Genomic DNA, 25,860 nt, shown 5'->3' with positions numbered 1-25,860 from the left:
CAGTGCCGTCCAGCAACACCCCCAGCAGTCCGGCGGGCCCCACCGGGCCCGGGAGCGCGGAGCATCCCGGCAGACCGGTGCCCGCCGAGGCGCCCGAACTGATCTGGCTGCGCCCCGAACGCACCGGGCGCGGCCCCCGACCGGCCCACAGCCGCGACTCGATCGCCGCGGCCGCCATCGCCATCGCCGACGCGGAGGGCCTGGAATCCGTCTCGATGCGGCGGGTCGCGGCCGCGCTCGGCGCGGGCACCATGTCGCTCTACAACTACGTGCCGAAGAAGGAGCACCTGCTCGACCTGATGCTCGACGCGGCCTGCGCCGAGTACCGGCTGCCGCCCGGGCCGAGCGGCGACGTACGGGCGGACCTCGCGCGCCTCGGGCACGAGCAGCTCACCATCTTCCGCCGCCACCCCTGGTTGCCCGCACTGGTCATCGCCCGCCCGGGCATCGGCCCCAACGCGCTGCGCTACACAGACCACTTCCTCGCCGTCACCGCCCCCACCGGCCTGCCGGGCGGCGCGCGGATGGAGGCGATGGCGATGTTCAACGGCTTCATCTGCCAGTTCGCCCAGTACGAGCAGACGGCGGCCGCGGGCGCCAAGTGGCAGGCGGAGATGGTCGGCTACCTCACCCGGGCGGCGATGAGCGGCGACTACCCCCACCTGGCCCAGGCCTTCGCCACCTCGGGGCCGCCCGCCGACCCGGACCAGGCCTTCGACCGCTCCCTGGACCGGGTCATCCTCGCCGTCCTGGCGCCCGCGGCAGGGAGTTAGCCCAGGACGGCACGGCTCACGTCGGCACGGCTCACGTCGACACATCCCGACGTCACGTCAGGACGTCACGTCAGGACGTCACGTCAGGACGTCACGCGGAAGCACCCCGGCCGCCCGGCCGTCCACCAGCACCACGACCGCCGGGTGCCCGCCCGCCAGCGCGGCCCGCGCCCGGGCCGCCGACTGCCCGACCCCCACCGTCGGCAGGGCCGGCCCGAGCAGCGGGCGCACCGGCCCGTCCGGCTTGGCCCCTCCGCCGGCCAGCGCCGCCGCCAGCACCTCCCGGGACACCGAGCCGACCACCTCCGTCGCGCTCACCCCGTACGGGCGCTCCACCCGCGCCAGCACGGCCGGGGCGATGCCGTCCGGCGCGGACCGCAGCAGTTCCAGCGCCTCGCCGATGGTCGCGTCGGCGGCCACCGACACCAGCGGACCGGCTGCCTCCAGCAACGGCCGCAGGCCGTCCGAGCCCTCCTCCAGGAAGCCCCACTCCCGCATCCACACGTCGCTGTGCACCTTGGACAGGTACGAGCGGCCGGAATCCGGCAGCAGCACCACGACCAGGTCGTCCGGCCCCAGCCGGCGCGCCACCCGCAGCGCCGCCGCCACCGCCGTGCCGGAGGACGGGCCGGCCAACAGGCCCTCCTCGCGGGCCAGCCGGCGGGCCGTCAGCAGCGACTCGCGGTCCGGGATCCGCTCGAAGGAGTCGACCACCTCCGAGCGGTAGGCCTGCGGCCAGCGGTCCTCGACCGTCTCCGGGTGGAGGAAGTGGCCGATGCTCTCGACGAACCACGGACTGCCGTCCCCGCCCCCGTAGGAGGAGGACTCCGGGTCCGCGCCGACCACGGTCACCACCCCGCCGGACACCTGCTTGAGGTACCCGCCGGTGCCGGTGACGGTGCCGCCGGTGCCGACGCCCGCCACGAAGTGGGTCACCCGGCCGCCGGTCTGCTCCCAGATCTCCGGGCCGGTGGTCCGGACATGGGCGTCGGGATTGGCCGGGTTGTCGTACTGGTTGGCGAGCCAGGCCCCCGGAATCTCCTCCGACAGCCGCCGGACCACGTTGAACAGGTGCCGCGGGTCCTCCTGCGGCACCGAGGTCGTCGCGAGCACCACCTCCGCGCCGTAGGCCCGCAGGATGTCCGCCTTCTCGGCCGAAGCCTTGTCCGACACCCCGGCGATCACCCGGTACCCGCGCTGGCGGCCGACGACGGCCAACCCGATCCCGGTGTTGCCGGAGGTCGCCTCCACGACCGTCCCGCCCGGCTCCAACAGGCCGTCCCGCTCGGCGGCCAGGATCATCGACAGCGCGGCGCGGTCCTTGACGCTGCCGCCGATGTTGAGGAACTCGGCCTTCGCGTAGACCGGCGCGGCGATCCCGGCGCCCAGCCTGGCCAGGCGGAACAGCGGCGTTCCGCCGATCGCGTCGAGGACGGATTCGTGCACCGCGGTCATCAACAGCTCCCTCACTGCGCGCGTTACGTGTCCGACCGAGCCTGCCCAACCCGGCGGCCCGTCAGACCCCGACAACCTCGGACCCGAACACGGTGGGACATGGCCGGGTTCTCCCCCTCCAAGCCGTCCCGACCGCCCCGGAGGACCGGAACGCGGCCGTCGCCCCGAGCCTCAGCCCCTGGTCGTACGGACCGCACACCCTCAACGGCACGTACGCCCGCTTCGGCGGCACCGCCCGGCCACGGGCGCGCATCGACAATCGCGCGCCCAGCAGCACTGCCCCCCCCCGCCTCTTCTCCCGATCCCCCGCCCGGGGGAGCCGCCCCCTCCCCGCGCAGGACGCCGGCCGGGGCCCGCTCCCCGAGGCTGGGACCACCGACGAAGAGGAGTGCGCACCATGCCCCGACAGCACCGGCACCTGGTCGCCGCAGCCGGCAGCCTCGCCCTGCCCTACATCGTGCTGAAGGCCTACTGGGCGGCGGGCGGACGAGCCGGAATGGCCGACGGCTTCCACATGGCGGACGAGTTCCGGCGCAACGGCGCCCCCGCCGCCCTGGTCTGGCTGGAACGGCACGGCATCGACTTCACCTCCGTGCTGGCACTGACCGGCGTGGCCCTCGCCCTGCTGCTCGCCCACCGCCCGCCGATCCGCCCGCTGCCCCGCCGCCTGCTGCTCGCCTCCGCCTGGGCGGGCACCCTGCTGATCCCGTACGGCCTGCTCACCGCCGTGTTCGGGGCGCTCGGCAGCGGCGCCGGCGACGCTCCACTGACCGGCTGGGTGGGCCCGGCCGGCGCGGCGGCCTTCGTCGGCATCGGCACCGCACTCGGGCTCAGCGCCTGGCCGCACCGGACTTTCCGCCGAACCGCGCCCGCCGGTTAGGGCCCACCATGACGCGCTTGAAGATCGAGGCGTCCGTCCCGGAGAGCCACGTCGAGCAGGTCGTCGACGCCCCCTACACCCCGCCGACTGAGACCGGGCCCGTCACATCCGCCCCTCCCGCCCCGGACCGGCCGAAACCGGTCGTCACGACGGCCCCGACCCCGTACCGTGGTCCGGTCGATGATCTTGGCGGACGCCGCGCGCGGACGCGACGCGAACGGAACGGGGCTCCACACATGCAGCAGTACCAGGGCTGGGCCGACGAACGCTACGGCGCCGTCGCGGACGCCTTCGCGGGCAACTTCGCCGACTTCCCCGAACTCGGCGCGGCCGTCACCGTGTTCGTCGACGGCCGCAAGGTGGTCGAGCTCTGGGGCGGCACCGCCGACCGGAACTCCGGCCGGGCCTGGACCCGGGACACGCTGGTCCCGGTGTTCTCCTGCGCCAAGGGCGCGGTCAGCATCAGCGCCCTGCTGCTCGCCCAGCGCGGCCTGCTCGACCTGGACGCCCCGATCGCCCGCTACTGGCCCGAGTTCGCCCGCCACGGCAAGCAGGCCGTCACCACCCGGATGGTCCTCGGCCACCGGGCCGGGCTCCCGGCCCTCGACGCGGTGCTCTCCTTCGAGGAGATCGCCGCCTGGCAGCCGGTGGTCCGCGCGATCGAGGAGCAGCAGCCGCTCTGGGAGCCCGGGACGACGTACGAGTACCACGGCCATGTGCTCGGCTTCGCGGTCGGCGAGGTGATCCGCCGGATCACCGGCCTGACTCCGGGCGCGTTCCTGCGCAAGGAGATCGCCGAGCCGCTCGGCCTGCCGCTGTGGATCGGCCTGCCGGAGAGCGAACTGCCGCACCTCGCCCGGCTGGTGGAGGCCGAGGGCCGCCGCCCGATGCCCGGGCCTGAGCACCTGCTCACCCGGATCGTCACCATGAACGGCGCCCTGGTCTTCCCCGGCCTGGACGTGCCGCACGGCTGGAACGACCCGGCCCTGCACGCGATCGAGCTGCCCGGCGCGGGCGCCGTCGCCTCCGCCACCGGCCTGGCCGGCCTCTACGCGGCCGCGGCGACCGGCCTGGACGGCGCCCCCCGGCTGCTCTCGCACGACACCGTGACCGACGCGGTGCGCGAACTCTCGTCCGGCCAGGGATTTCTGGGTTTCGACATGGGCGCCCGCTGGGGCTCCGGCCTGCTGCTGGACTCCCCCGCCTTCCGCCCGCTGCTCGGCGCGCGCAGCTTCGGCAACGACGGCGCGGGCGGCCAGTTCGCCTTCGGCGACGACGAGTTCGGGGTCGGCTTCGGCTACGTGGCGAACCGGATGATCGGCCACGGCGACGCCCGCGCCAACCGGCTGATCGAGGCGGTGCGCGGGTGCCTGTAGCGATGACCTTCCCACGCCTGCTCGCGGCCCTCGCCGTCAGCGGCGGGCTCGGTGACCTGCGGTACGACGCCTCGCTGCCCGAACTCGCCGCCCGCTACGGCGATCCGTGGGACGGCGGGCGCATCCACAAGCAGTCGCGCTGGCCGCACGCCTTCGGCTGGGGCGACGCCTGGACGGTGTTCTGCCGCTGCCGCCGACTGCGCTCGCTCTCCCTGCCCACCTGGCAGGGAGAACTGGAACTACCTGAGCTCAGCGGCGAGTTGGGCACCATTGACACCAAGGTCAGCGAATCCGAACTGATCGCCGCGCTGACCGCGGCCGGCTGCTCCTGGGAGACCGTGACGTACGAGAACATCCCCGGCCAGCGGACCCTGGAGGTCGCGCCGGCCGAGGAGGTCCGGGTCGGCTTCGTCCTGGTCGACCGGCTCGACCAGGACCAACCGCCCTTGACCGACTGGCTGCTGCACAAGGTCGGCCTCTGGGGATACGACCACCCCGACTGCCCCGAGCCGGACCGCCCCCTGCCCGACGACGGCTGGGGCGCGGCCGAACTCTGAGCCGGCGGCGGGCCGTTCCGACCCCTGTGCGGAACGGACCGCCGCCGAACGGCTGCCTGCGCGGGAACCGGGCGGCCGATCGGGGGCCGGCTACTTGAGCAGGAAGTCGTAGACCGCCTGCCGCCCGGCCGGGTTGGCCGCCCGGGTCTGCACCGAGTGCGCCGCCCCCGGGACGATCACGATCTGCGGATCGTGGGTCAGCGCCGCCTGCTGGTACAGCCACTCGTACGGGGTGGAGAGGTCCCGGTCCCCGCCGAGCAGCAGCACCGGCACGTCGGGCAGCTTGCGGTGCGCCGGCGGCAGCGGTGGCACCTGCTCGCGCGGCCAGTCCAGGCAGACCAGCAGGCTGCCCAGCCCGGTCGCGGTCGCCGGGTCGTACGGCCAGGTCTGCTCGGCGGTCAGGTCCTGCCGGGTCTCCTCCAGTGCGGCCGCCCGGCCCGCGACCGGGGTGTCCGAGGAGCCCCACGGGTAGCGCCCGTCGGCGCACAGGGTGGCGGCGTGCAGACCCTGGCTGAGCGCCTCGGCCGGGGCGGCGTCGGCCTTGTGCACCTGGTCGATGAAGGCCTGGAGCTTCTCCGGGTGCCCGTCGGCGGCTTCGTGCAGGGCTTCCGGCACCCCGCCGTAGTTGGGGTCGGCGAACTCGTAGCTGGTGAGCGCGTCCAGGATCTGCGCCCCGTCGCCGTAGCGCCGCACGGTGGCGGCCAGGTCCTCGGCCGGGTCGGTGGTGCAGCCGGTGGCCCGGCAGGCGGTGCGCAGCACCCGGGCGGTGGCGGGCAGCGCGACCAGGTCCAGCGGGTCGTAACCGCCCTGCGGCACCACCGAGTCGAGCACCAGCCGCGCCACGTGCGCCGGGTGGGCGAGGGCGTAGCGCTCGGCGACGAAGGTGCCGTAGGAGACGCCGTCGAGGGTCAGCCGGTGGTCGCCGAGGGCCTGGCGCAGCAGGTCGATGTCGCCGACGGTGTCCGCGGTGCTGTAGAAGCGGGCGTTCGGGCCGAGCGAGGTGGCGCAGTCGGCGATCGACTGCTTGCGCGGCACGGCGAGGTCGGAGGAGCCCATGTCCTCCTGGAGGCCGGGGCACTGCAGGGCGCGCTCGCCGGTGCCGCGCTGGTCGTACATCACCAGCCGGTAGTCCTTGAGGAGCGGCTCGATCTTGCCGGCGATCCGGCGCATCAGCGGTACCCCGGGCTGGCCGGGGCCGCCGGTGAGGAACAGCAGGTCGCCCTTGGGGGCGTCGGCGTTGCCCGTCATCGCCACGTCGAGCTGGAGGTTTCCGGGGGTCCGGCCGCTGTGGTCGAGCGGCACGGTGATGGTCCCGCAGGTGAATTCGGGCGCTCCCTGGCAGGGTGCCCGGCCGGTGATCCCGCCGCCCTGCCGGTGCGCATCGGCCGACCGGTCCGGCGCCGCGACGGCGGGGGTGGCCAGGGTGGTGCCGGCGACCACCGCGACGGCGCCCAGCAGGGCCGCGATGCGGCCGCGCGTGCTCGTCATGTTCGTCCTTCCGCTCGCGCCGCGTCCGTGCTGACGCGGTCACGGGAAACAGCTTGGGCGGGGGCGACTTCGAAGGCGAGCATTCATGTCAGGATTCGACCAGGGTCGAATGGTTCTGGTCCGAAAGGCTGACAAAACCGACTCGTTCGAACGGTTCGACAGGGGGACGACGGCATGATCCGGCTCACCATCGACTCGGCCGGGCTCGCCCGCACCCGTTTCGCGGTCTCACCGCTGCACGAGGCGGTCAACACCCTGATGGCCTCCGGACTCAACTCCCGCACCGGTCCGTACGCATGGGTGAGCCGCACCCGCCGGGTGCTGCGCCGGGAGAAGCTGGAGCTGCTGTCGGGGCTGGCGCTGGAACAGGACGGCGGCTACATCCCCGACTTCCTCTCCCCCCACCCCACCGGCCCCGAGCCGACGGTGGCTGAGCAGCTGGAGGCGGTCCGCCGTACCGACCCGGACCGGGTCCGGGCGGAGCTGGAGACGGTCCGGCGCGGGATCGCCGCCGCCAATCTGGTGGGCCGTCCGGTCCCGGGCGCGGTGCTGCGCGGCCTGGAGCGCGGCCCGCGCCACTTCGCCGAGCGGATCGCCGACGAGCTGGGCCGGTACTGGGAGCTGGCGCTCTCGCCGTACTGGCCGGACGCCCGGGCGGTGCTGGACGCCGAGATCGACCAGCGGGGCCGCTTCCTCGCCCGGCACGGTTCCGGCGCGCTGTTCAACTCCCTCGCGCCGCAGCTCTCCTGGTCGGACGGGCTGATCCGGCTGGAGAGCCGCTTCGCCGTGACACTGCCCGCCCGGATGGTGCTGCTGATGCCGACGTTGGTGAGCCGCCGGATCCACGTCATCCTGGATCCGGTCGACGGCTGCCACCGCCCGCCGACGCTGATGTACCCCATCGCGCCGCCGGCGTCCGTCCCGCAGACGCCCGCGCCGGCGCTGGCCCAGTTGCTCGGGCCGACCCGGGCGGACCTGCTGGCCGCACTGGTCCATCCGACGACCACCGCCGCGCTGGCCGCCCGGCACTACCTGAGCGCGGGGACGGTCTCGTACCACCTGGGGGTGCTGCACCGCTCGGGGCTGGTGAGCCGGGTGCGCAGCGGGCGGGAGGTGCTGTACCGGCGGACACCGCGCGGGGAGGAGCTGCTGGCGGCTCGATAAGGATCGCGCGACAGCGGGCGCACGCACCGGCGCGTGCCCACGTTTTCGCGCCCCTCAGGCTCGGTTCACACCAACGCGCGCGGGAGCACCACCCGCACCCACTCCTCCGGCTGTGACAGATGCGGAGCGTGACCGGCGCCCCCGTAAACGTGCCGCTCCGCCTTCGGTAGGGCGAGGTCGATCAGGTCCAGCACCTCACCGAACATCGGCACGCTGTCGTCGCTCTGGGTGAGCAGCGCGGGCTCGGTGAACCGGGTCAGCCCGGTGAGGTCGAGGTCCAGCGCGTCCGGGTCGCGCAGCTCGTCCAGGTAGGTGGGCGCGTTGCGGATGTAGGTGTGCCGGACCGGCGCCGGCAGCTGCTCCCAGGCGCCCGGGCCGAAGGCCAAGGTGTCCACGTACAGTTCGGCGGCCGCGGCGGACTCGGCCTGCTCCAGCAGCTCCCGGACGGCGGCGATCCGGTCGGCGAAGGCGGTGCCGATCGGCCGCAGCTCCGGATCGGTGAGCAGGACGCCGCTGCCCGGCGGCTCGTGCACCGCGATGCCGCGCAGCAGGTCGGGCCGGGCGGCGGCGAGCCGGAGAGTGATCAGGGCGCCGTAGGAGTCCCCGTAGACGAAGGCCGGCGCGAGGCCGAGCCCCTGGATCAGCCCGGCCAGGTCGGCCGCGTCCTCGTGCACCGAACCCTGGGTGAGCAGGTCCTCGCTGCGGCTGTGGCCCCGGCGGTCGTACGCGACGGCGGTGGTGAACTCGGCCAGGCCCGGCAGCACCCGCGCCCAGGAGTCCGCGTCGCTCCACGAACCGTGCACCAGGACGACACCGGGGCCCTCGCCACGGGCCTCGTAGTGCAGTGAGACCCCGTTCACCCTGATTTCGGCCATCACGAGCCTCCCGGCCTCGGCGGTGCTCCCCCACCAGCCTGACACAAGCGGTTGGAACGGTCAGATCGGTCGCCCAGATCAGCGAGTCGAAGAGGTGCGGCTCCCAGTGACCGAGCCAGGAGGAGGTGGCGGAGGGCAGGTCCGGGCTCTCGGTGGACTCGTCGTACGGGAGGAAGGAGGTGGGCGCGAACCAGCCCTCGCCGGGGTCGATCCGCAGGCGGAGGAGGCGCAGCGGGCGGTGGAGGGCGACGTACGCAGGTCGCCGGTGGAGGGGTGGTGGTCCTGGTAGCGGTCCTGGACGCAGCGGCAGATGGAGAGGATGTCGGTGTCGGCGAGGAGGAGTAGCGGCTGCCCGGCCCGAGGTTCACACAGAGTCGCAGCCGGGACTTCCTGCGCTCGCCGTAGTGGAGGTTCTGGTGTTGTCGACGTGGATGCCGGGGCGGCTTCCGGACTCGGGGAGGACGTGGTGGTGGGCTCGCCGGGCGGGTCCTCGGAGTCACCGAGGGTGACGGGGTACCGGTCGCCGAGGGTGTCGACCATGGCGGCGAGGGTGTCGCGGTCGGTGACGGTGGCGGGGAGCTTGAAGAGCTCGATCAGGCCGGTGGCGGGGGTGAAGTAGCCGGGGGCGAAGCGCTCGGCGTACCCGGCGGGGAGGGGCGAGCGCGGCCACCAGCCGATCAGCGCCGCCGGTCTCAAGACGCTCCTGGACCACTACGGCATCACCGGCCAGGAACGCGAAGATCTGGAGAGTCTCATCGGCAACGGTCCGCCTCGGCAGTGGTGGCGCGACCTCGACTACGCCGAAGCCATCACGCCGGCCTTCGCGGAGTACCTCGCCCTCGAAGCCGACGCGGCGGCGCTCATGGAGTACTACCCATCAGCGTTTCCTGGCCTGCTCCAAACCGAGGCATACGCACAGGAGATGATCGCCGCTGGCCTCGACTCCCCGAACGAGGAGCGGGTGGAGGCGGGCGCCGAGGTTCGAGTTCTGCGGCAGCGGCGACTGACTCAGGAACCGCTGCTTACGATCGAGTCCTACTTCGGCGAGGTCGCGCTGCTCGTCGCTGGCAACCAATCAGTACTCGCTGGTCAGATCCAACACGCTATCAAGGCTGCTCCGTATCCGAACGTCAGCTTGCGCATGGTGCCGCTGAGCGCCGGGCGGCCAGGCCTCCTGTCATCTGGAATAACCCTGATGCGGTTCCCTGATGATATCGAAAACGGATTCGTCTTCTTCGAAGCCGTCGGCGGTATGCTCCCGCGTAGAACCGGACGAGACGTGCGACGAGCCGAACGGGCGATCGCCCAGTCAAACGGTGCGCGCTGTCTCCGGAGGACACAATCATCGCCCGTGAGCGCAAGTTGGAAGAGCTAACGTGAGCGATATGCACGACCCGTACGACCACAGCCCTGCTGACGCCGAGTAGGTTCAAGTCTCCCTTCTCCGGGGATGGCAACGGCAGTTGCGTGATCATCGCCCGCTTCGACAACGGCGACGTCTGGCTCGGCGACGACAAGAACCCCGACCGCCCCCACCTCGCCTTCAACCAGGCCGAGTGGACCGCCTTCGTCCAGGCCATCGAAGCCCGGGACCCCCGCTTCACCGCTTGAGCAACTCCGGCCCTGCCCGTGCGCCTCGCAGGCAGGGCCGGCCCCTCGGTGGGTCAGCTCATCCCCCGGACCGGCGGCTCGTCGCTCGTCCCGTCCTCCGCGACCACCGTGAACCGCTCCCGGCCCGCCACCGCCAGATCCACCGGGTACAGCGAGGCCGTGTCGTTGACGTCCAGCTCGCGGCTGCGGCGGCCGGTCGCCGCGTCGACCCGGGTCAGCCGGTCGCGGGTCATCGCCCACACCGAACCGCCGTCCACCAGCACGCCCGTCACCTGGTCGTCCAGGCCGGCCGTCCACTGCTTGCTGCCGTCTGCCAGGGAGTACGCGACCAGCCGTCCGGTGGCCGTGCGGCCCGGATGTGTGCCACCGCTGATGCCGACGTCGCCCGGCTTCTCCCCCGGGACGATGAACAGGTCGTCGACCACCACCCCGCCGAACAGCGGCCGGGCGGTGAACTCGTCGAAGGCGTGCACCCCGCCGAGCATCACGTCCAGGTCGTACTCGTCGCCGGAGACCGGTATCGAGGCGCGCTGCTTCCCGGACCGGTCATAGCTGAGCACCGCGTGGGTGCCGCGATCGGCCTGGGCGTCGACCCAGACCGCGAGCGGGTCGACCGACACCACCATGAGGTTCTTGATCCCGCCCTCCACCGGCAGCTCGACCCGGGCCCGCCCCTGCCCGTCACCGGAGGCCAGCGAGCGCAGGACCGCCGCGCCGTCGCCGCACTGCGCGGCCGTCACCACGTCCTGCTCCCCGCCCGCGACCTCCAGCGGCGTGCACCCGGCGTCGGGCGCGCTGCGCCACAGCTCCCGGCCGTCCGCCAGCCGTACCGCCCTCCAGCCGTCGGTGCCCTGCAGCACGGCCCGGGTGCCCACCACCGCGACGAGGTCCGAGTCGGCGGAGTCCCCGTCCCGGGCCGGGGCCTCCACGGTGTCGGTCCAGCCCTCCTTGCCGTCCGCGAGGTCGAGCGCCGTCACGGCCGTGCAGGGCTTTCCGTGCGGCGAGTGGCCGACCAGGCCGATGCCGCCCGCTCCGATCCCCCGGCTCATCGTGCACACGGAGTCCCCGCCCGGCGGCGTCCACTGCCAGGCCACCGCCCCGCCGCCGCTGCGGTACGCCACCACCTGGTCGGGACGGACCCGCACCACCAGGCCTGCGCTGGTCCAGCTGCCGACCGCGCGGACGCTGGACGGGTGGTCCAGCGGGGCCTTCCAGGAGTCGTTGAGGCCGTCGCCCGCGAAGCAGAGGAAGAGCCCCAGCCCCAGCACGGTGCCGACGGCCGCCGAGGGGAGCCCGCGCCGGGGGTGGATCAGCGCCCAGACGAAGCCCGCGCCGCAGGGCAGCAGCCCGAGGATGCTGATGGCACCCATGTAGCCGAGGCTGTCGCCGCCGAATCCGTTCGCCGGGCCGAACACCGCCGCCAGCCCCATGCTCGCGAACATGGCCCCCAGGACGCCGCCGGAGACCACGATCCAGGCTTCCCTGCCCCTGGCGAACCTGGCGCGCCACTTCATCCGTGCCCGGACGACGCTGTCCTCGGGCCGCTCGGCCATGCCGGTCTCTCCCCTGCGAAGCGTCGCCCCCGCAGTAGGGCGACGATCATCGGATCGTCGCAGAGCAGAGCAAGATCCTAAACAAAGAGCAGGGAAAACCCCGCCCTACCCTGGACATAGGAGGCTCTGACCGGCCCCTTCGTTACGAATCGCGGCCCCGGCCGGCCCTCGCGTCCGCTGCCCACACCTGTCCGGCCAGCACCTCCGGGGCCAGCGCGCCGTCGACCACCAGGTCGCAGCGCGCCCGCAGCGGCTCGACATGGCGCTCGTGGGCGGCCCGCCGGTGCCCGACGTAGTTCCGCAGCAGCACCGCCAGCGGAAAACCGCCCGCGACGCACTTGCGCCCGATCTTGCGTGCCAGCCGCAGGTCCGCCGGCAGGTCGACGAAGACGTCGAGGCGGCCGCTGGGCCGGAGCGGGGAGACCGTACGGGCGAACAGCTTGTCCACGACCACCACCCGGGCCTCCCCGAGCGCGGCATCGACGTCGGCCGCGAGCCGACCGGCGTCCACCGACCTCGGATCCCCCACGTCCAGGCGCGGCGCCACCGGTCAGCGTCACCAGCATGGGTGCCCCTCGCCTCCGCCGGTCGGGTCGTCGCTCAACCGGTCCCCACCCAGCCCGTAGTCGCTCGGCCCGTCGTCACTCGGCCCGCCGTCGCTCAGCCCGTCGGAGTTGCGGCGGCCGGAGTACCAGCGGCCGGGGTTCCCTCAATTCGCGAAGACCGGTGCGCCCTCGGCGAACTCAACGTACTCGAACACCGCGCCGCCCGGGTGCCGGGCGGTGGCATTGCGCCCCGTCGGCACCTGGTTGGGACCGTCCAGCAGCTCCCCGCCCTGCGCCCGCAGCAGTTCCCCAAGGCCGTCCAGGCCCTCGACCAGCAGGGTGGCCTGCACCCGACGAAAGGGCGCCAACGCCCCCTCCGGGCCCGCGACGACCAGCAGGCCGCCGATCCGGGCGACCTCCACCCCGGCGTACGGGAAGCGCAACCCCGGTTCCTCACCGGTGAGTTCGCGCAGCGTGGGCAGGGCGGCGTCCAGGTCGTCCACGTACACCCGGGCCAGCGTCGTCAGCACCTTCATCGTCCCCATCGCCCCCACCGCGCGGCGCTCTTATTTCGACTTTCCCGAACTGTCGAATCGAGATACTAGACTGCCCGCCGGGCCCGCCACCAGAGCCCGCCGCCGCCCAGCCGAGGAACCGATGCGGACGCTGCCCCAACCCCTCCCCGAGGACTTCGACCTCGCCGCCGTGCTGCACGCCCTCGGCGACCCGGTCCGCCTCGACCTCGTCCGCCGCCTCGCCGAGGAGGGCGAGACCACCTGCAGCCCCGAGGGCGTCACCGTCCCGCGCTCGACCCTCTCCAACCACTGGCGGATCCTCCGCGAGGCGGGCGTCGTCGCCGTCCGCACCAGCGGCAAGACCCGCCTGGTCACCCTCCGCCGGAACGACCTCGACGCCCGCCTCCCCGGCCTGCTCACCGCCGTCCTGGACGAACTGACCGGCCGCCACAATGGGTGACGACCCGTTCGACGGCTCCCCACCCGGAGCGCGTCCGGCCGACCGGGTGAGCGTACGCGCGCGACGGCACGTACACGACGGGCGGCTCGTTCTGCCGTACATGACCGCCGCGCTCTCCACGGTTTCCGCGCACCGCGAGCACAGCACCGGCCCGGGGTCCCGTCGCCGGGCACCGTGGCGGTGATCGGCCGGGCGACGGCGGGGGCGGTCTCCCTCGCCGTCCGCTGGCCCCGGCGGCCGTCACCCTCGGTGAGCCGTGGGCGCCCCGGGTCGGGAAGGGGTGGGGGCTCCGCTAGCGCCGCCCATGTCCGGGCGGGCCACTCCGGCGGCGACACCGTGATCGGTCCGGCACGCTCCGCCGACCGGGCCGAGGTCGTGGCCACCCGGACGTCGCCGCTCGGCGCCCGCTGGGCGGAGGTCCTGGTCACCCGCACAGGAGTCACCGGCTGGGTCCCGTGGGACCTCCTGGCGCACCGTCACCCGCCGCCGGAACCGTAGAATCCGCCTGTCCGCCCCAGGCACCACCGTCCCCCAGGAAGGACCGGCGTGTTCCGAGCGCAGCGTCCGCGCACCGCACGACTCACCCCGTGGGAGGGCGACGGCCCGGTCTCCGGCGCCGCCCTGCTGCTGCCCGGCGGATTCGTCCGCAGCCGGCGCGGACCGCTACGGATCGCCGAGCTCGGCCTGCAGGGGCTCGCCGCCGAACTCACCGACCGCGGCCGCCCGCACGGCCTGGCGGTGCACCTGCTGCGCTACCGCTGCAGCGGCTGGAACGGCGCCGACGCCGACACCGCCGTCGACACCCGCTGGGCGCTCGACGAACTCGAACGCCGTTACCCCGGCGCACCGGTGGTGCTCATCGGCAACTCGCTCGGCGGGCGGGCCGCGTTCTGGTGCGCGGGGCACCCGAACGTCGCCGGGGTCGCCGGGATCGCCCCCTGGCTGCCCAGCGGCGACCGGGTCGAGCAGCTCGCCGGGCGCCGGGTGCTGATCGTGCACGGCACGGCCGACCGCAGCGCGGCGAGCGCCGCCCAGTCCCTGGAGTACGCGCTGCGCGCCCGGCGGGTCACGCCCGAGCTCGCCCGGTACGAGGTGCCCGGCGGCAGCCACTACCTGGTCCGGCGGAGCGCCGACGTCAACGCGCTGACCACGGACTTCGCGCTCGCCGCGCTGGGCGCCGGGACGGCGCCGCCGGCGACGGGCGCGGTCTGCGCCCGGCTCCCGGCCCGGGCGTAGCGGGGGCCGGAAGGACGACCGGTGCGGGCCACGGCGGTCCGTACCAAGGCCGTCCGTGAGGTCCCTGCCGATCGGCAGGGACCTCACGCGAACTCGGTCATCGCTTTATGCCGATCGGCACATGTGGGGATGGGGTGTCGGCGATCAGTCTTGGAGTCACCGAGACGGCGGCCATCGGGGCCGTCGCAGAAGGGAGTCTCCACCGTGTACCGCCCTGCCCGAACCGCCCGCGCTGCCCGAACTGCCCGCCTTGGCCGAACCACCGGTAGCAACCGCACCGGCCGTAGCATCCGCACCGCCACGGCCGCCGCCCTCGCGGCCCTCGCCCTCACGGCGCTCACCGCCGCGTCCCCGCCCCGCGCGACCGCCTCCGCCGAGGCCACCGCGACCGCCCGGGTCAGCGGATCCGCCCGTATCCACTACGCCCTCAGCCCCGACGACGAGATCCGGTTCACCGTCAACGCCGAGGGCGCGCCCTACACCCGCCCCGTGCCCGGCGTCCCCACGGGTCTCCCCACCGATGCCCGGGGCACCGTCCACTTCTCCCACCGGACGGCCTCCGGGGACTTCCGCCAGTCCGACGCCACGGTCGACTGCCTCTCCACCGGTGGGCCCGTAGCCACCCTGTCCGCCGTGATCACCAAGTCCGACGCCATGCCGGTCGGCCAGCGGATAGGCCTGAGCGTCTACGACGCCCACGGCCACGGCAAGAACCGCCTGGGCTTCTCCTGGGGCGTGGGGAACATGGACCTGGACAAGGACGGCAACCCCTACCAGCCCGTCGTCGGCACCTGCATGGCGATAGCCCCCTTCGCCCCTGTCACCGCCGGTGGGTTCACCGTCCACTCCGTCGAGCTGGCGGCCCCATCCGCTCCCTGAGGGAACCCGAAACCGGTCGTCGACCCGGAACCCCTTGAGGTGACCCGTGCTCCTCACCCGTCAACGCGGCCGACACGGCACGGCTCCGACGACTGCCAGTTGGGGCCGGACAAGGGCCCAGGACCTGCTACAGCGTCAATCTGCTGGCCTTCCCGCTGCAGGACGGCACGACGCTCTGGGGCAAGACCGGGCACGACCTCGGCTGCTCCAGCGGGATCTTCGCCACCGCCGACGGGTGAAAGCGCCTGGTCTACTCCGTCGGCACCGGGGCTCCGGCCCCGGCCCTCCGACTGGACGCCACCACCTTCGGACCCTTCGTCCGCTGAGGCCGGTCGCCGAAGCCGCGCCTCTGACCCCCTGCCCAGCGCCCGGCCGTCGGGCCAACCCGCCGGCGGGGCGCATCCCGCCCACGAAATCGCATTGGCGGTCCACCACCCCTCCTGCCTATCGTCTGGGCATGACCACCCGAACCTTCCGCATCATGGTGCGCGGCGTCTTCGACGGCCTCTGCGACGAGCAGCGCGCCGAACTCCTCGCGGCCGCACCCGAGCACGACGTACTGCGCGCCGCCTTCACCCGCGAGGGCCACCTCAGCTACGACCTCAGCGCCCGCGCCGCGTTCACCTTCCGTTTCCTCGACGAGGGCGAGGCGGAGGAGGACATCCTGGAGGCCACCGAACGGGCCGAGCAGACGGCGCGGTCCTGGCTGGCCGGGCGGGGCTACGGCTACAAGAACCTCCGCTCCCAGGCCGAGGACCTCTCCCAGGCACCCCTCGGCAAGCGGCAGCGCCGCGCCGCCAACGCCTCCGCCGCCAACTGACCGACCCCCTCCCCCCGCCACCTCCTTGACGGCTCAGCCCGTGCATATACTTGAGCAGTCAAGGAGGTGGCAATGACAAGCCCAGCGAACACCCCGACGAGCGACTCCCGCCCCGACCCGCTCGACACCGCCCTGCGCCTGGTCCGGGCCCAGACGGCCGTGGTCAAGCGCTTCGACGCGAGCCTCAGCCGCCTGCACGGCGTGAGCCTGTCCGACTTCACCCTGCTGTTGCACCTCGCCCAGGCCCCCGGCGGCCGGATGCGCCGGGTCGACCTCGCCGAGGCCCTCGGCCTCACCGCCTCCGGCGTCACCCGCGGACTCGCCCCGCTGGAGCGGATCGGCCTGGTGAGCCGCGAGACCGCCGCCCGGGACGCCCGGGTCGCCTACGCCGCCCTCACCCCGACCGGTCGCGAACGACTGGCCGAGATGCTGCACACCGCCCGGCAGGTCGCCGCCGACCACTTCGCCCCCGAGCAGTGGAGCAGCGAGGACCTCACCCAGCTGTCCGCCCTGCTCACCCGCCTCGGCGGCACCACCCCCGAACACCGCCACATCCCGAGGCCGTGACGGGGCCCCACCCCGCCCCCGTCCCCGCCCCACGCCCTAGGCTGAACCCGCACCACCCGCATCACCGCACCACCAGCATCAGCACTCCGACATCACCCGCACCACGGCACGGCACACCCCGCGAAGGCAGCACCATGACCCGCTCCCCCGGCCCGACGCCCGCCGCGTCGCTCCGCCGGGAGCCCGCCCCCGCGGACGCCCAACGTGCACACCGGCAGCAGGCCCACCGGGCCGACCCGGACAGGTACGGCGAGCTGCCCTCCGACCTCGCGCGGAACGCCGCCCGGGCCTTCGCCACCACCGACGCCGACGAGGTGCTCGAACGCGGTGCCGGCCGCGGGGACGACATCCGGGAACGCAGCGGCTTCGCCGTCCACTTCTTCCCCCGCGAGCTGGTGGGCCGGCCGGCCGAGGGCTGGCACCTCGCCGGCGTCCGCCCCGTCGAGGAGGGGGCACCGCCCCGCCATCTCCCGCGCCTCACCCAGGAGACCCCCCGATGACCGTCCCCGACAGCACCGCCCCCGAGCCCGCCGCCCCCGACCTCGCCGTCGACGGCACCGGACTGCTCTGCGTCCAACTCCTGCTCCGCCTGCGCGCGCAGATCGCCCACCTCCCGGCCGGCGCGGTGGTCCACATCCACACCACCGACCCCGCCGCTCCGCTCGATCTGCCCGCCTGGTGCCACCTGACCGGCCACGAGTACCTCGGCCCGGTCCCCTCCCCCGCACCGGACCGCGAGGTGTACGCCCTGCGTCTCACCTCCGCCCCCGTCCGGACCCGGCCCGGTCGCCCCTGGCACCCCGCCCCCACCGAAGACACCGACTGACCCGCCCCACCGGGCCCCACACACGCCCCCCGTCCACCGTCCCCGTCCGCCGTCCGCCGCGGGAAGCCCAGCAAACCCGGCAAACCGGCCGAGGACGGGTCACGCCGGGCTCCCCGCATCCACCGGCTGTGCCACGATGGGGAGAAAGCGCAACGGCCGGACTCCACAGGGAGGTTGACCACCATGGATCCGATCCTCAGTTGTCGCTGGCACGATCAGGACGGCGAGTGGGAACTGACCGTCCACCACGACGGCTCCGACTGGGAGCTGTTCGCCGCCGCACCGCTCTGGTCGGAGTCGCTGCCCTTCGCCGGCCCGGACGAGGTCCACCGGCTGGCCCAGGCCCTGCTCGACCTGCCCTCCGCTCCCGAGCCGTACGAGTTCGAATGGGAGCTCTCCCGGACGGAGTTCGCCCGCACCGAGAAGGAGCGCACCCACTTCGCGACCTTCGCCATCGGGCTGGACCCCACCGACGACCACCGCCCGTACCTCGCCTACCAGTCGTACCACCACCTGGGCCAGGCCACCGGACTCGGCCTGGAGGTGATCTGCGAGGACCCTCCGGTCGACCACCTCCGCGCCCAGGCCCACGCCTTCCTCACCAACTGCCCCGGACCGCCGCCCCTCTGGCGTTAGGGCATGCCCGGCAGGTTCCGCCGGACGGCCCCTGGGGCCGCAGCAGCAGACCACCGCCCCCCTCGGCCCACCGCCCGCACCGCCCAGGCCAAGACCTCGGCCGAACTCTCCGGCGCCGCCCAGCCGTTGACCACAGCCAGCAGCGAGAGGTACCGCTCCCGCCGGGGGTCCGCCATGGCCCTCAACCGCCCCGCCAACCGGGCCCGCAACACCGCCCCGTCCGCCCCGGCTCCGGCCGCACCCACCAGCCGGGCGTACCGCTCCAGGAGTACGTCGCCCACCCTCGCCGCCTCCGCCGATTCCGGCTCCACCCCGGCCGCAACCGCCGGACCGGCCGACTCCCGTACCAGCAGCGCCAGTCCGGGCCGGGGAACCGGGCCCGCGCCGGCCGCCTCCCTCGCCTCGTCCGCCGCCAACCCCCGTAGCAGTTCTCGGAATCCGGCGTCCTCGGCCAGCAGCGCCAACTCCACCCACGCCTCGACCTGTTCGACCGACGGCTCCTCCGGCAGCTCCGGCGTCAGCGACCGGGCGGCCCCTCCGAACCGAGCGTCCCCTCCGAACCGAGCGTCCCCTCCGAACCGGGCGTCCCCGGGAGCAGTCGAACCGAACACCTCGGCCAGGAACTCCCCGACCAGACGCCCCCGTCCGTCCTCCGTCAACCGGGCCAAGCGGTGCACGAGCGTCAGCTCCTCTGCGGTAGCCCCGCGCGCGGCCACCGTCCGCAACACCGCCTGTCGCAGGCGCAGCACCCGGATCCGGACGTCGAGCGCCGCGGCGTGCGCCGCCGCGACCTCGGATAGACCGCGTTCGTGCTCCAGCACCTGCCGGACCTCGGGCAGTCCGAGCCCGAGCTCGCGCAGGGTGCGCACCAGATCCAGACGTGCGACGGCGTCCGCGCCGTACTGCCGGTGGCCGGCCGGGTTGCGGTCGGCCGGCGACAGGATCCCCTGGTCCGAGTAGAACCGGACGGTCTTCACCGTCAGCCCGGTCCGCCGGGCCAGCTCGCCGATGGTGAGGAGCGGACCGGTCGTGAGGAGCGCATCGCCGTTCATGCCCATCACCCTGCCGCCTCCCCCCTACAGGAGGCGCAAGCCCGCCCTCGCCGACTCCGGTCGGCCCCCGGGACGGTGCGCGCCGCCCCCGGACGGTGCGCGCCCGCCCCCAGCCGGTACGGGCCGCTCTCAGGCAGTGCGCCGCAGCAGCGCCAGGTACATCGCGTCCGTCCCGTGCAGGTGCGGCCACAGCTGCACGTCCGGCCCGTCCCCGAGCGCCGGCACGCCGGGCAGCAGCGGCCGCGCGTCGATCCACTCGACCCGGCCGCCCTCACCACGCAGCACGTCGTCGACGACCGCCCGGGTCTCGGCGAGGTGCGGCGAGCAGGTCGCGTAGCCGACCACGCCGCCGACCCGGGTGGCCTCGATCGCCGAACGCAGCAGGTCCCGCTGGAGCGGCCCGACGGCCGCGACGTCGGCCGGCCGACGTCGCCAGCGCGCCTCCGGACGGCGCCGCAGTGCGCCCAGGCCGGAGCACGGCACGTCGACCAGCACCCGGTCGAAGCCGCCCGAGCGCCAGGCCGGGCGCGTCCCGTCGGCCGCGATCACCGTGGACGGGCCGGGGTTGCCCTCCAGCGCCCGCGCCACCAGCCGGGCCCGGTGCGGCTGCTTCTCGCTCGCGACCAGCCCCGCGCCCCGCTCGGCGGCCAGTGCGCCGAGCAGCGCGGCCTTGCCGCCCGGTCCGGCGCAGCCGTCCAGCCAGAGCCGGTCCGGGCCCTCCAGCGGCGCCGCGGCCAGGGCCAGCGCGACCAGCTGGCTACCCTCGTCCTGCACGCCCGCCCGGTTCTCCCGCACGGCGGCCAGCGCACCCGGGTCGCCGCCCTCGGCGAGCCGCAGTGCCAACGGGGACCAGCGTCCGGGCGTGGCCTCCGGCAGGGCGTCTGCCAGTTCGCCGACGGTGGCCCGGCCGGGCCGGGCGACCAGGGTGACCTCGGGCCGCTCGTTGTCGGCCCGCAGCAGCTCCTCCATCGCGGTGCGCCCGGAGGCGTCCGGCTGCCAGCGGCCGAGCGAGTCCCAGAGCGCGGAGACCACCCAGCGCGGGTGGGAGTGCACGACGGCCAGGTGGTCCTCGGCATCCTTGTCGTACGGCGGGGCGACCCGCTCGATCCAGCCGTCCAGGTCATGGGCGCTGATCCGGCGCAGCACGGCGTTGACGAACTTGGCCTTGCCGTCGCCGAGCACCACGCGGGCCAGCTCGACGGTCGCCGAGACGGCCGCGTGGCTGGGGATGCGCGTGGTGAGCAGCTGGTGGGCGCCGAGCGAGAGCACGTCCAGCACCGGCGGGTCGACCTTGCTCAGCGGCCGGTCGATGCAGGCCGCGATGACCGCGTCGTAGGTGCCCTGAAGGCGCAGGGTGCCGTAGACGAGCTCGGTGGCGAGGGCGGCGTCGCGCCGGTCCATGCCCTTCTGCTCGGCCTCGCGCAGCAGGGACGGCAGGATCAGGTTGGCGTACGCGTCCCGCTCGTCGACGGCGCGGAGGGCGCGGAAGGCGACGATCCGCGCCGGGTCCTTCTTCGGCCGACGATGCGGACGCGGCGCGCGCTTGGCGCCGGAGGTGCCGGGGTTGCCGGAGTTGCCAGGGGTACCGGGGGTGCTCACAAGTGCCTCAAAGTGCTGCGATGGTTATCAGAAGATCTCGAACGAACAGTAACGCCAAACCCGACGGTCAGCCCTACCGGGCAGCCCCGAGCCGTCCCGGGCCGCCTCCGGAGCCCGCCCCCGCGCCCCCGGCGCCCGCCGGACGGCGCTCAGGCTCCGCCGCCGGACGGCGCGCTCACACCCCGAAGCGCTCCCCCGCCTCCAGCCGCGCCCCGCGCGCCCAGTCGGCCGCCCGCATCGCCTTCTTCCCCTGCGGACGCACCTCACCCAGCTCGATGTCGTGGCTCCCCGTGCCGACCCGCACGCTGTTCTTGCCGACCATCGCGACCTCGCCCGGCGCCAGCTCGGCGGTGTCCGGCAGCAGCTTGACCGGCCCGGTGACCTTCAGCCGCTCACCCCGGAACTCCGTCCACGCGCCCGGCGCCGGCGCGCAGCCGCGCACCACCCGGTCGATCCGCAGCGCCGGGTGGTTCCACTCGATCCGCGCGTCCTCGACGCTGATCTTCGGCGCGAGGGTGACGCCCTCGACCGGCTGCGGCACGGCGTGCAGCGAGCCGTCCTCGATGCCGTCCATGGTGGCCACGAGCAGCCGGGCTCCCGAGACCGAGAGCCGGGTGAGCAGTTCACCGCTGGTGTCGCTCGGGCGGATCTCCTCGGTGATCACGCCGTAGACCGGACCGGAGTCCAAACCCTGCTCGATCAGGAAGGTGGACGCGCCGGTGACCTCGTCGCCGGCCAGCACCGAGTGCTGGACCGGGGCCGCGCCGCGCCAGGCGGGCAGCAGCGAGAAGTGCAGGTTGACCCAGCCGTGCACCGGGATCTCCAGGGTGCCGGGGCGCAGCAGCGCGCCGTAGGCGACCACCGGGCAGCAGTCGGGGGCGAGTTCGGTGAGCCGGGCGACGAAGTCCGGGTCGCTGGGCTTCGCCGGCTTGAGGACCTCGATCCCGGCCTCCTCGGCGCGCTGGGCGACGGGGCTGGCGACCAGCTTGCGCCCGCGCCCGGCGGGGGCGTCGGGGCGGGTGACCACCGCGACGACCTCGTGCCGGTCGGAGGCGATCAGCGCGTCCAGGGCGGGAACGGCGACCTCGGGGGTGCCGGCGAAGACGAGACGCATCAAGTGCCTTTCTGCAAACGAATCCGCAAACGAAGAAGCGAAGAAGCGAGGGGATGAGGAAGCGAGGACCGGAGAACCGGGCTCAGCGCGCCGAGCCGAAGGTGCTGTGCGGCGACACCTTGACGACCGGCGCCGGACCGGCGCCCCAGTCGCTCTCCCGGATCGCCTTCAGCGCGGCCTTGCGCTGCTCCCGGTCGAGCCGGTCGATGAAGATGATGCCGTCCAGGTGGTCGGTCTCGTGCTGGATGCACCGGGCGAGCAGCTGGGTGCCCTCCACCGTGACCGGATCGCCGTACATGTTGAAGCCCTTGGCCACCACGCCGTAGGCGCGCCTGGTGTCGTAACGGAGCCCAGGCAGCGAGAGGCAGCCCTCCGGACCCTCCTGCTCGTCCTCGCTGAGCGAGAGGTCCGGGTTGATCAGGTGCCCGGTGACGCCGTCCACGTGGTACGTGAAGACCCGTAGCGAGACGCCGAGTTGGGGAGCGGCGAGGCCGGCGCCGGGGGCGTCGAGCATGGTGTCGGTGAGGTCGCTGACCAGGTTGCGCAGTTCCTTGTCGAAGGTGGTCACCGGCTGGGCGGTGGCCCGCAGGACGGGGTCTCCGAAGAGACGGATCGGCTGGATCGCCACGGGGTACGGGCTCCTGTCCGCGAGGTCACGGGCTTTCGGGCAACGACTGGTTCACCGCAAGTCTATGCAACTCCCCCCGGCGCTCCGACGGGCCGTCCTGGCCCGCCCGCACCGCCTCCCCGCGACCACGGCACCGCCTCCCCGCGACACCCGCACCCGCTTCTGGCATATCCCGAGTCACCGAGCCGCGTTACCCCGGCCCCCGCTTCGGCGTTGGTCAAGAGAGATTGACCGGGGCCGGGCGCACGGGACACCGAGCCCCGGCCGAGCTGAACCGTACGGAAGGTGGCGCGTAGGCCATGGCCGAGCAGATCAACCACGACGCCCGGGCGCGGGCGAGCCTGCACCTGCTGGTGCGGGACATCGAGCGGGTGAGGCGCCAGGTCGACGCGCTGCGGACGCTCACCGCCCAGCTGGGCAACGTGTACCGACCGCGCCGCCCGAGCACCTCGGCCGGCTTCGTGGTGTACGGCCGGGCGCCCGCGCCGACCGTGCGCCTGGCGCAGGAGCTGCGGGAGAGCGTGGAGACCCTGGTGGCGGCGGCGGTCGAGTTCGACCGCGCGCTGGGCTTCTCCTGGGACTCGGTGGGCTCCGCCCTCGGGGTCACCAAGCAGGCCGTGCACCGCCGTTACGGCATGCGCCGCCCGACCAGCGAACTCCTCGCCGCCAGCGGCGCCGTCCCGGGCCCCAGCCGCCCGGACCGCTCCGAGGAACTCCCCGCCCCCGCCGAACGCGGCGGCCTGGCCGCCACCGTCCCCGCCGCCCGCCAGGGCGGCCTGGACCGCACCGCCCTGGAGCGCAACGCCCTCGACCGCGCCCCGCTCGACCGCGCGGGCATCGACCGCGCGGGCATCGACCGAACGGGCATCGACCGAACGGGCATCGACCGAACGGGCATCGACCGCCCGCAGCCGGACCGCACCAACATCACCCTCCGGGGCTGACCGACCCCGCCACGACCGGGCCGCCCGGGGCGGGGTGGCCCACTCACCCCGCCCCCAGCCATCTCACCCGATGTCCGTCGGATCCACCCGCACCCGCACCGCCTCCGCCGTCCGCAGCGCGATCCGCGCGATCTGCGCCGCCTTGAGCGCCGCCGCCAGCGCGGCCCCCTGCCCGGGCGCCACCCGCAGCAGCGCCCGCTCCTGCTCCTCTCCCCGCAGCGCGGGCGCCGGCACCGGCCCGAGCACGTCCGCGCCCTCCGGCAGCCGGATCAGGTTCAGCAGGTCGGCGACGGCCGCCGGGCTGCCGCTCACCGAGGCCATCCGCGACACCGGCGGGAAGTGCAGCTGCGCCCGCTCGTCGCGTTCCAGTCCGGCGTGCCCCAACGGGTCCCAGCGCACCAGCGCCTGCACCGGCCGGGCCGACGGCTCGGCGACCACCACCACCGTCCCGCCCTCCGCGGACGGCCGGGCGAGTGCGGCCGCCGCCAGCCAGAGCCGCAGCGTCTCCTCCGCGGCCCTCAGGTCGGGCCGGCTGAGCAGCGCCCAGCCGTCCAGCAGCAGCACGGCCCCGTACCCGCCGCCGCCCTCGACCACCGGCTCGGCGCCGGGGGTGGAGATCACCAGCGAGGGCTCCTCCGGCACGGTGTCCAGCACCGCGTCCCGTCCCGAGGCGCGCACCGGTATCCGCGGAAAGGCCTTGCCGAGTTCCTCCGCCGTGCGCCGGGCGCCGACCACCTGCGCCCGCAGCCGGAAGGAGCCGCACTCGGGGCAGTGCCAGTCGTTCTCCGCCTCCCCGCACCAGCCGCACCGCAGCGCGGCGTCCGCCGAGGGCGCCTCCAGCGGTCCCTCGCAGCGCCGGCAGCGGGCCGGGGTGCGGCAGCGCCCGCAGGCCAGCCGGGGCACGTAGCCGCGCCGGGGCACCTGGATGAGCACCGGGTGCCCGGCCGCCAGCGACTCCCGGGCGGCCTCCCAGGCCACCGAGGGCAGCCGGGCGGCCTGGGCCGCGGCGTCCCGGTGCTGGTCCTGGTCGGTCACGGTGCGCACCCTGGGGGCGACCTGCCGGACCGTCTCGCGGTCGGCGACCAGCGGCCGCGCCCAGCCGGTGCTGACCAGCTGGGCGCCCTCCACCGTCACCGCGTGCCCGCCGAGCAGCACCGCCGCACCCTCCTCGGCGGCGCGCAGCAGCGCGACCTCGCGCACGTGCGGGTGCGGGGCGCGCGGGTCGCTGTGACTGCTGTCGCCGTCGGACCAGACCACGACCAGCCCGAGGTCGCGCACCGGCGCGAACATGGTGGCCCTGGTCCCGATCGCGGCGTGCACCGAGCCGCGGCTGACCGCGAGCCAGCGCCGGTAGCGCTCGCGCGGGCCGAGTTCGGCCTCCAGCGCCACGTGCATCCCGGGTCCGAGCAGTTCGGTCAGCGCCTGGTCGACCCGGGCCACCGACCGCCGGTCGGGCAGCACGACCAGCGCCCCGCGCCCGCCCGCGAGCGTCGCCGCGACGGCCCGGGCGATCTCGTACGGCCAGCCGGGCCCGGGCAGCGCCGCCCACACGGCGCGCGGCGAGCCGCCGCCCGCCAGCGCGGCGAGGAAGTCGGGTCCGGCCGGGTAGCGCTGCCAGCCGCCGGGCGCCGGGGGCTGCGGACGCGGCAGCGGCTGCGGCGAGGGCTCGGCCTCCGCCTTGGCGTGCCGGGGCGGGACGGCCAGTTGCAGCACGTCGGCCAAGGTCCCGGCGTACCGGTCGGCGACGGTGCGGCACAGCCGCAGCAGCTGCGGGGAGAGCACCGGCTCGGGCGAGAGCACCTGGGCGAGCGGGGCGAGCGGGCCCGGGAAGTCGCTCTTCTCCAGCCGGGCGACGATGAACCCGTCGTGCAGTTCCCCGCCCTCGCGCTGGCCCTTGACCACCCGCGCCCCGAAGCGCACCCGCACCCGGGCACCCGGCCGGGCCTCCTCGGCCATGGCGGCCGGCACTTCGTAGTCGAAGAACTTGTCGATGGTGAGCACGCCCTTGTCCACCACGACCCGGGCCACCGGCAGGTGCTCCGCCCGCTTGGCGCCCTTCCACGTCCGGGGTCTGGCCCGCTTGACCGTCTCCCGGATGAACGCCAGCTGCTCCGGCTCGGCGGCCCCGTTCTCCCCTGTGCTGCTCATCGCTCCCAAGTACTACCAGGTCACACCGACACCGCGCACAGACGCGGAGCGGGGGGGCCCCCCCCCCCCCGGCGGGGTGGGCGCCCGCCCCGCCAACGGCCAAAAAGTCCGGCGCCGAAATAGAAATAAAAACAGAGGGGGGCGGACACGAGAGAAAAC

Annotated in this window: 27 protein-coding genes; 16 read left to right on the top strand and 11 right to left on the bottom strand. The window is 74.3% G+C overall.

All coding sequences use genetic code 11. The features are described from left to right. The first annotated feature begins 2 nt into the window (after positions 1–2). A complete protein-coding gene (locus tag ACFV1W_RS27125; protein ID WP_380419852.1) occupies positions 3–773 on the top strand; it encodes a TetR/AcrR family transcriptional regulator in 771 nt (256 codons plus the stop codon). Positions 774–851: 78 nt separating this feature from the next. Here ACFV1W_RS27125 and ACFV1W_RS27120 read toward each other — a convergent pair whose 3' ends face one another. Beyond that, positions 852–2,228, bottom strand: coding sequence for a PLP-dependent cysteine synthase family protein (locus ACFV1W_RS27120; protein WP_380419851.1), 1,377 nt, complete (start codon positions 2,226–2,228; stop codon positions 852–854). A gap of 397 nt (positions 2,229–2,625) precedes the next feature. On the opposite strand from ACFV1W_RS27120, the gene ACFV1W_RS27115 reads away from it, so the two are divergent. The 3 genes from ACFV1W_RS27115 (at position 2,626) to ACFV1W_RS27105 (ending at position 5,041) form a co-directional block, all read left to right on the top strand. Next, a complete protein-coding gene (locus ACFV1W_RS27115; protein WP_380419850.1) occupies positions 2,626–3,108 on the top strand; it encodes a hypothetical protein in 483 nt (160 codons plus the stop codon). Positions 3,109–3,344: 236 nt separating this feature from the next. After that, complete coding sequence (locus ACFV1W_RS27110; protein ID WP_380419849.1) at positions 3,345–4,484, top strand: serine hydrolase domain-containing protein; 1,140 nt, start codon at positions 3,345–3,347, stop codon at positions 4,482–4,484. 2 nt (positions 4,485–4,486) lie between these two features. Beyond that, positions 4,487–5,041: a hypothetical protein gene (locus ACFV1W_RS27105; protein WP_380419848.1), complete on the top strand. Its 555-nt coding sequence runs from the start codon at positions 4,487–4,489 to the stop codon at positions 5,039–5,041. A gap of 90 nt (positions 5,042–5,131) precedes the next feature. On the opposite strand, the gene ACFV1W_RS27100 is transcribed toward ACFV1W_RS27105, so the two are convergent. Then, positions 5,132–6,529 (bottom strand): alpha/beta fold hydrolase, encoded by a 1,398-nt coding sequence (locus tag ACFV1W_RS27100; protein ID WP_380419847.1) that lies wholly within the window; start codon positions 6,527–6,529, stop codon positions 5,132–5,134. A 174-nt stretch (positions 6,530–6,703) separates the two neighbouring features. On the opposite strand from ACFV1W_RS27100, the gene ACFV1W_RS27095 reads away from it, so the two are divergent. Beyond that, positions 6,704–7,693 (top strand): winged helix DNA-binding protein, encoded by a 990-nt coding sequence (locus ACFV1W_RS27095; RefSeq protein WP_380419846.1) that lies wholly within the window; start codon positions 6,704–6,706, stop codon positions 7,691–7,693. Positions 7,694–7,758: 65 nt separating this feature from the next. Here ACFV1W_RS27095 and ACFV1W_RS27090 read toward each other — a convergent pair whose 3' ends face one another. Next, the gene (locus ACFV1W_RS27090; RefSeq protein WP_380419845.1) at positions 7,759–8,568 is read right to left on the bottom strand and encodes an alpha/beta fold hydrolase; all 810 of its coding nucleotides are present in this window, start codon (positions 8,566–8,568) and stop codon (positions 7,759–7,761) included. Between the two features lie 676 nt (positions 8,569–9,244). Here ACFV1W_RS27090 and ACFV1W_RS27085 point away from each other — a divergent pair. Further along, complete coding sequence (locus tag ACFV1W_RS27085; protein ID WP_380419865.1) at positions 9,245–9,943, top strand: Scr1 family TA system antitoxin-like transcriptional regulator; 699 nt, start codon at positions 9,245–9,247, stop codon at positions 9,941–9,943. A gap of 8 nt (positions 9,944–9,951) precedes the next feature. Then, entirely contained in the window at positions 9,952–10,179 is a 228-nt protein-coding gene (locus tag ACFV1W_RS27080) for a DUF397 domain-containing protein (RefSeq protein ID WP_380419864.1), read from the top strand. 53 nt (positions 10,180–10,232) lie between these two features. Here ACFV1W_RS27080 and ACFV1W_RS27075 read toward each other — a convergent pair whose 3' ends face one another. The 3 genes from ACFV1W_RS27075 to ACFV1W_RS27065 form a co-directional block, all read right to left on the bottom strand. Continuing rightward, positions 10,233–11,732, bottom strand: a complete 1,500-nt coding sequence (locus tag ACFV1W_RS27075; protein WP_380419844.1) for a PQQ-binding-like beta-propeller repeat protein — start codon at positions 11,730–11,732, stop codon at positions 10,233–10,235. Positions 11,733–11,874: 142 nt separating this feature from the next. Continuing rightward, positions 11,875–12,243, bottom strand: coding sequence for a hypothetical protein (locus tag ACFV1W_RS27070; RefSeq protein WP_380419843.1), 369 nt, complete (start codon positions 12,241–12,243; stop codon positions 11,875–11,877). 198 nt (positions 12,244–12,441) lie between these two features. After that, positions 12,442–12,822, bottom strand: a complete 381-nt coding sequence (locus ACFV1W_RS27065) for a hypothetical protein (protein ID WP_380419842.1) — start codon at positions 12,820–12,822, stop codon at positions 12,442–12,444. A 112-nt stretch (positions 12,823–12,934) separates the two neighbouring features. On the opposite strand from ACFV1W_RS27065, the gene ACFV1W_RS27060 reads away from it, so the two are divergent. The 8 genes from ACFV1W_RS27060 (at position 12,935) to ACFV1W_RS27025 (ending at position 18,216) form a co-directional block, all read left to right on the top strand. After that, a complete protein-coding gene (locus ACFV1W_RS27060) occupies positions 12,935–13,252 on the top strand; it encodes an ArsR/SmtB family transcription factor (protein WP_380419841.1) in 318 nt (105 codons plus the stop codon). A 546-nt stretch (positions 13,253–13,798) separates the two neighbouring features. Further along, positions 13,799–14,488: an alpha/beta hydrolase gene (locus ACFV1W_RS27055; protein WP_380419840.1), complete on the top strand. Its 690-nt coding sequence runs from the start codon at positions 13,799–13,801 to the stop codon at positions 14,486–14,488. Between the two features lie 204 nt (positions 14,489–14,692). After that, positions 14,693–15,367 carry a hypothetical protein gene (locus ACFV1W_RS27050; RefSeq protein WP_380419839.1) on the top strand — a complete coding sequence of 225 codons (675 nt, stop codon included), beginning with the start codon at positions 14,693–14,695 and terminating at the stop codon, positions 15,365–15,367. 457 nt (positions 15,368–15,824) lie between these two features. Further along, entirely contained in the window at positions 15,825–16,187 is a 363-nt protein-coding gene (locus ACFV1W_RS27045; protein WP_380419838.1) for a DUF6204 family protein, read from the top strand. A 72-nt stretch (positions 16,188–16,259) separates the two neighbouring features. Beyond that, positions 16,260–16,754 carry a MarR family winged helix-turn-helix transcriptional regulator gene (locus ACFV1W_RS27040; protein ID WP_380419837.1) on the top strand — a complete coding sequence of 165 codons (495 nt, stop codon included), beginning with the start codon at positions 16,260–16,262 and terminating at the stop codon, positions 16,752–16,754. A 134-nt stretch (positions 16,755–16,888) separates the two neighbouring features. Beyond that, entirely contained in the window at positions 16,889–17,254 is a 366-nt protein-coding gene (locus ACFV1W_RS27035; protein WP_380419836.1) for a hypothetical protein, read from the top strand. Continuing rightward, entirely contained in the window at positions 17,251–17,580 is a 330-nt protein-coding gene (locus ACFV1W_RS27030; RefSeq protein WP_380419835.1) for a sulfurtransferase TusA family protein, read from the top strand. Before ACFV1W_RS27035 ends, ACFV1W_RS27030 begins: the two co-directional genes overlap by 4 nt. Before the next feature lie 183 nt (positions 17,581–17,763). Next, positions 17,764–18,216, top strand: coding sequence for a hypothetical protein (locus ACFV1W_RS27025; protein ID WP_380419834.1), 453 nt, complete (start codon positions 17,764–17,766; stop codon positions 18,214–18,216). Here the strand turns inward: ACFV1W_RS27025 and ACFV1W_RS27020 are convergent. The 4 genes from ACFV1W_RS27020 to def all read right to left on the bottom strand — a co-directional run bounded on the left by ACFV1W_RS27020 (position 18,213) and on the right by def (position 22,609). After that, the gene (locus tag ACFV1W_RS27020; RefSeq protein WP_380419833.1) at positions 18,213–19,268 is read right to left on the bottom strand and encodes a MerR family transcriptional regulator; all 1,056 of its coding nucleotides are present in this window, start codon (positions 19,266–19,268) and stop codon (positions 18,213–18,215) included. The two genes, ACFV1W_RS27025 and ACFV1W_RS27020, sit on opposite strands and share 4 nt — an antisense overlap. Positions 19,269–19,397: 129 nt before the next feature. After that, positions 19,398–20,867: an RsmB/NOP family class I SAM-dependent RNA methyltransferase gene (locus ACFV1W_RS27015; protein ID WP_380419832.1), complete on the bottom strand. Its 1,470-nt coding sequence runs from the start codon at positions 20,865–20,867 to the stop codon at positions 19,398–19,400. Positions 20,868–21,042: 175 nt separating this feature from the next. After that, positions 21,043–21,981, bottom strand: a complete 939-nt coding sequence (gene fmt / locus ACFV1W_RS27010) for a methionyl-tRNA formyltransferase (protein ID WP_380419831.1) — start codon at positions 21,979–21,981, stop codon at positions 21,043–21,045. A gap of 82 nt (positions 21,982–22,063) precedes the next feature. Next, a complete protein-coding gene (gene def / locus ACFV1W_RS27005; protein WP_380419830.1) occupies positions 22,064–22,609 on the bottom strand; it encodes a peptide deformylase in 546 nt (181 codons plus the stop codon). 299 nt (positions 22,610–22,908) lie between these two features. Here def and ACFV1W_RS27000 point away from each other — a divergent pair, with 299 nt between their 5' ends. Further along, positions 22,909–23,553 (top strand): hypothetical protein, encoded by a 645-nt coding sequence (locus tag ACFV1W_RS27000; RefSeq protein ID WP_380419829.1) that lies wholly within the window; start codon positions 22,909–22,911, stop codon positions 23,551–23,553. A gap of 63 nt (positions 23,554–23,616) precedes the next feature. Here the strand turns inward: ACFV1W_RS27000 and ACFV1W_RS26995 are convergent, their stop codons facing one another. Further along, positions 23,617–25,701, bottom strand: coding sequence for a primosomal protein N' (locus tag ACFV1W_RS26995; RefSeq protein WP_380419828.1), 2,085 nt, complete (start codon positions 25,699–25,701; stop codon positions 23,617–23,619). Positions 25,702–25,860 lie beyond the last annotated feature (159 nt).

It is taken from the genome of Kitasatospora sp. NPDC059648 (assembly GCF_042734825.1).
Taxonomy (GTDB): Bacteria; Actinomycetota; Actinomycetes; order Streptomycetales; family Streptomycetaceae; genus Kitasatospora.
Note: the sequence above shows the minus strand (reverse complement) of the source record. Positions and strands in the feature narration are given on the sequence as shown.

Excerpts from the sequence above, each read along its gene's own strand:
- ACFV1W_RS27000 (WP_380419829.1), top strand. The coding sequence starts at position 22,909 with ATGGCCGAGCAGATCAACCACGACGCCCGGGCGCGGGCGAGCCTGCAC.
- ACFV1W_RS27095 (WP_380419846.1), top strand. The coding sequence starts at position 6,704 with ATGATCCGGCTCACCATCGACTCGGCCGGGCTCGCCCGCACCCGTTTC.
- ACFV1W_RS26995 (WP_380419828.1), bottom strand. The coding sequence starts at position 25,701 with ATGAGCAGCACAGGGGAGAACGGGGCCGCCGAGCCGGAGCAGCTGGCG.
- ACFV1W_RS27075 (WP_380419844.1), bottom strand. The coding sequence starts at position 11,732 with ATGGCCGAGCGGCCCGAGGACAGCGTCGTCCGGGCACGGATGAAGTGG.
- ACFV1W_RS27100 (WP_380419847.1), bottom strand. The coding sequence starts at position 6,529 with ATGACGAGCACGCGCGGCCGCATCGCGGCCCTGCTGGGCGCCGTCGCG.
- ACFV1W_RS27035 (WP_380419836.1), top strand. The coding sequence starts at position 16,889 with ATGACCCGCTCCCCCGGCCCGACGCCCGCCGCGTCGCTCCGCCGGGAG.
- fmt (WP_380419831.1), bottom strand. The coding sequence starts at position 21,981 with ATGCGTCTCGTCTTCGCCGGCACCCCCGAGGTCGCCGTTCCCGCCCTG.
- ACFV1W_RS27065 (WP_380419842.1), bottom strand. The coding sequence starts at position 12,822 with ATGGGGACGATGAAGGTGCTGACGACGCTGGCCCGGGTGTACGTGGAC.
- ACFV1W_RS27120 (WP_380419851.1), bottom strand. The coding sequence starts at position 2,228 with ATGACCGCGGTGCACGAATCCGTCCTCGACGCGATCGGCGGAACGCCG.
- ACFV1W_RS27110 (WP_380419849.1), top strand. The coding sequence starts at position 3,345 with ATGCAGCAGTACCAGGGCTGGGCCGACGAACGCTACGGCGCCGTCGCG.
- ACFV1W_RS27045 (WP_380419838.1), top strand. The coding sequence starts at position 15,825 with ATGACCACCCGAACCTTCCGCATCATGGTGCGCGGCGTCTTCGACGGC.
- ACFV1W_RS27030 (WP_380419835.1), top strand. The coding sequence starts at position 17,251 with ATGACCGTCCCCGACAGCACCGCCCCCGAGCCCGCCGCCCCCGACCTC.
- ACFV1W_RS27105 (WP_380419848.1), top strand. The coding sequence starts at position 4,487 with ATGACCTTCCCACGCCTGCTCGCGGCCCTCGCCGTCAGCGGCGGGCTC.
- ACFV1W_RS27040 (WP_380419837.1), top strand. The coding sequence starts at position 16,260 with ATGACAAGCCCAGCGAACACCCCGACGAGCGACTCCCGCCCCGACCCG.
- ACFV1W_RS27090 (WP_380419845.1), bottom strand. The coding sequence starts at position 8,568 with ATGGCCGAAATCAGGGTGAACGGGGTCTCACTGCACTACGAGGCCCGT.
- ACFV1W_RS27020 (WP_380419833.1), bottom strand. The coding sequence starts at position 19,268 with ATGAACGGCGATGCGCTCCTCACGACCGGTCCGCTCCTCACCATCGGC.
- ACFV1W_RS27115 (WP_380419850.1), top strand. The coding sequence starts at position 2,626 with ATGCCCCGACAGCACCGGCACCTGGTCGCCGCAGCCGGCAGCCTCGCC.
- ACFV1W_RS27060 (WP_380419841.1), top strand. The coding sequence starts at position 12,935 with ATGCGGACGCTGCCCCAACCCCTCCCCGAGGACTTCGACCTCGCCGCC.
- ACFV1W_RS27025 (WP_380419834.1), top strand. The coding sequence starts at position 17,764 with ATGGATCCGATCCTCAGTTGTCGCTGGCACGATCAGGACGGCGAGTGG.